Source organism: Leptotrichia trevisanii DSM 22070, assembly GCF_000482505.1.
Lineage (GTDB): Bacteria > Fusobacteriota > Fusobacteriia > Fusobacteriales > Leptotrichiaceae > Leptotrichia > Leptotrichia trevisanii.
This window is the reverse complement of the sequence record NZ_AXVL01000069.1, coordinates 1-3573: the sequence shown is the minus strand read 5'-3', so window position 1 is coordinate 3573 and position 3573 is coordinate 1. Positions and strand designations below refer to the sequence as shown.

Annotated in this window: 3 protein-coding genes; all 3 read right to left on the bottom strand. The window is 34.4% G+C overall.

Annotation, left to right across the window (positions count from 1 at the left end; all coding sequences use genetic code 11):
* Positions 1 to 398, bottom strand: a 398-nt coding sequence (locus tag K324_RS0109365; protein WP_026748903.1) for a hypothetical protein, incomplete at its 3' end; no start/stop codon positions are given.
* Between the two features lie 299 nt (positions 399 to 697).
* Complete coding sequence (locus tag K324_RS0109360; protein WP_026748902.1) at positions 698 to 1258, bottom strand: hypothetical protein; 561 nt, start codon at positions 1256 to 1258, stop codon at positions 698 to 700.
* Positions 1255 to 3573, bottom strand: a 2319-nt coding sequence (locus tag K324_RS14755) for a hemagglutinin repeat-containing protein (protein WP_026748901.1), incomplete at its 5' end; no start/stop codon positions are given. The genes K324_RS0109360 and K324_RS14755, both read right to left, overlap by 4 nt.

Sequence of the window (3573 nt, the reverse complement as noted above, 5' to 3'; positions counted from 1 at the left end):
CGTTTCGTTCTGTCCCAAACTTCAGAATACCCGACTCTTGAAGTGAAATAGTCGCTTCCAAGATACCGTCCTAAATTTATGTACTTGCTTCTAGTCTCCATCAAATACTTGGAACTTGGGTTCATATTCGTTGTAAACATTGCACTTGAAAGTATTGGATTTACGTCTATTCTTCCGGTATTCTTAATATCCTTAATCCCTGAATTGTTTCCTGCAATCTGAATTGCCCTGTCAAATCCATTGTTTACAGGATTATTTAAGTTTGTGCTTCCATTAACCTGTGAATTTCCGCCAAAGCTGCTGTTTACTTTAGACAGCAAGGTATTTCCTGCAGCCTGAACCTGCCCGTTGGCAGAACTTGTCCCTTTATTCATTCCAACTGAAGTTGAAGAAATCAAGGCTCTGCCAGTCGCTCCGCCATTATTCAGTACTTTTCCGTTTCCTGCCTCAAATGTTACAGAATTTTCAAAATTTGTTGCAGTAATTATTTGGAATGTATGAAGAATATGAGAAAAATAACCGCTGTTTTTTATAACAACGATTATTTGAAAATTTAATTTGCTATTAAAACGAGTTTGAAATTTTTGTTTTATTTGAGATAAAACTTTTAAAAATTAGTATATTGATTATTCATAGTATAGTATTCTTTAAAAAGAAATAAATTTAACAAATCGTATTTTCTTGTAAAGGTATTTCTTTATTTCCAAAAGAAATTATCAATTTTATTTTTTATTTCTATAATATCTTTTATTTCTTTTAAAACTTCTTTATTTTCTGGCAAAATATCTTCATAAGGTAATCTTATCATTATATTATGAATAATTTTTCTTTTTTTATTTTTTTTAAAAAATATATCAATCTTTCCATTATCAAACAAATATCTCCCTGTGTACATATCTTCATCGTATTCAAAATTTGTATTCTTTTTATTTCTTTTTAAATATTTTTTTATTTTTGGAAGTGTTTTTCTTATTTCATCACCTATTTTTATTTTGTTTTTATCATCAAAATATAAACTTTCTAATGCGAAAGTTAAAGTTTGAAATTCTGGAATATTAAGATTTTCAACATAAAAATACAATGTATAAAAAATTCTAAAATTACTATATATCAAATTAATATTTATTGAAATTCTGTCATCGCTTAAATTTATATTTATATCATTTGGAAAAGAAAATTCTTTTATTACTTTTTTTAATGAAATTTTACTTATTCTATTTATTCCGTATGTTTTATTTATATAAATTTTTAACATCATCTTCTTACTTTTCCACTTCCTTTATTAGATTGTCCTTTTCCTGCACGAGAATGTTCCGCTGATTTTGACATGTCATCTAAGGCATCTTTCATTTTTCCTTCCGCTTTATCTAACAATTCTTTATCTTCCTTTGTCTTATTAGTTTTTGATTTCAATTCTTTGTACTCTTTTTGAGCTTCTTCATATCTTTCTTGTGCACTTTTAACTGTATCTGGATTACTTTTCCTATGATTTTTTGTTTTCTCTCTCTTAGGTTTTCTTCTATTATTGTTTTGTTCACCCTCTTCATTAGATTTATTAGTATTATTATTTTTTTTCTTTTTTCCTCTTCCCCTTCCTCTAGAAGTGCTACTTTTTACAGGTAATTTTGATGTTGGTTTTGTTTGAGAAGCTACAGGTGCAGAATTTGTATTGCTTTTACCAGATGTTTTATTATTATTTGTCGAAGGTAATGTTGCAATCTTTAATCCCAATGATGGATTTCCCGTTACCCCTATTGCTATTCCTGCTCCTATTGCTATTATTTCAGGATGTTTTGTAATAGTATTCCAAGTATTTCTTATACCTTTATCAATCCCATCAATTACAGCTTGAGCTTCTTTAGAATTTGGAGCTTTACTATGATATATCATCTGACGAATTAGTTCATAATCTCCAACATTAGTCCCCAGCTTGCTAGTATCAATCTTCCCATCAGACTTGTACGTCATATTCTGATTGCTTCCCTTGTACTCTTCCTTGAAATAAGCATTTGCAGCCCTTCCTGTGCTTTCCAGTCCTTTTTCTTCAGTTCCAGTCGCTATCTGTCTTCCTGCCACTCCATTTACAATATGGCTTGCCTCTTCTGCAAGTGTTCCGATTAATCCTGCCTTTGTTGAGTTCTCTTTTGCATTTATGTTGATTATTATTGTATGAACTCCATCTTTTGAAACATATGCTGTTCCTGCCTTGTTTTTCATCTCAGGAGTATCTTCGCCAGTTGTATATTTTACGTCAAGGTTGTATCCTAAATCCTTGTAGGCATCTTTCCAGGCTGCAACAACATCTTCTGACTTGTCAGCTTCATTAAGTCTTTTACCTGCTATGTTATTTACAGTTTCACTAAGCCTTACCTCCCTAAGCTGTCCAAAGAAGTTCCTGTTGTCATCTCCTCTGTCATTGATTGACTCCTTGATAGCTTTTTTCACATCCGCTATCTCTTTTTTGGCCTTCCCAATATCCTCTCTCAATTTAGCAGGATTAGTAAGATATTCAATAGTCTGGCTCTCAACATTGATATTAGTGCTGCTATGAGTGTCCCTCGTTACTTCATTGGCTTTTCCTAAATCCCTGTTTATTGGACTTCCTTCAGCTTTTACTATCTCAACATCTCCGACTACTGTATTTCTTGCGATTCCTTGCTTGTCCCTGCTGTCCTGATTAAATCCAACATTTGTAATTCTCGGTTTCCCTGTTGAAATTCCAAGTGATCCGCCTGTTGTCTTCATTGTGTCGTGATTCTGAATATCTTTTCCAATATAGCTGTCAATCTTGAATGTGGAGTTTCCTTCCTTGCCAACTACAGATCCTGTATTTTCAAGCGTTCCAACGTGAAGATTGCTTCCCTCTCCGACAATGAATGTGCTTTGGTTGTCTACGAACGCTCTATCTCCATTAGTTCTGCTTCCGCTTACATTTACGGAACTTGGCATTCCATTTGCACTTATTCCTACGCCTATTCCTCTCGAACTTCCAGTTGTAGTGCTTGTATTCTGTCTACTTTCCACAACCAGCTTGCCAATGTTTCCTGTTACTTTTCCACCTTCCTGGTTAAAGCCGTTTAGTACCATTGAGCCTGTATTGTTGTGAACTTCATTTACATTCTTGAAGTTTCCGTTTGCATAGACAGTTTCAACTGTATTCTGGTTGCTTTGGCTAGCTGAAATGCTTCCGCCGTTTCCAGTAGTCTGTATTTTATGTCCATAGCCAATTGTAGCTCCTGCATTTATTCCTCTGCTCGAACTGCTTGAGCTGTAACTGTTATGAAGTTCCACAGCTTCCTTCTGAATGTTTGCCACGTTGTTGTAGATGAATGTTCCGCCCTGAGCCTGTGTTCCCTGATACGTTATATTGTTTACATTGCTGTAGGTAATGCTTGAATTTTCATCCATCGGCTTTAATGTTGTTACGGCCGCACCTTCAGTATGGGAACTTGTGTTGCTTCTTGAACGTGTAAATCCAGCGTTTACTCCGATGTTGGCGTAGAAGTTGCTGTTTGCCATGGCATCCCTTGCACCTTTTGCACCGACGCTTCCATTTACATAGTTTGTCTGTCT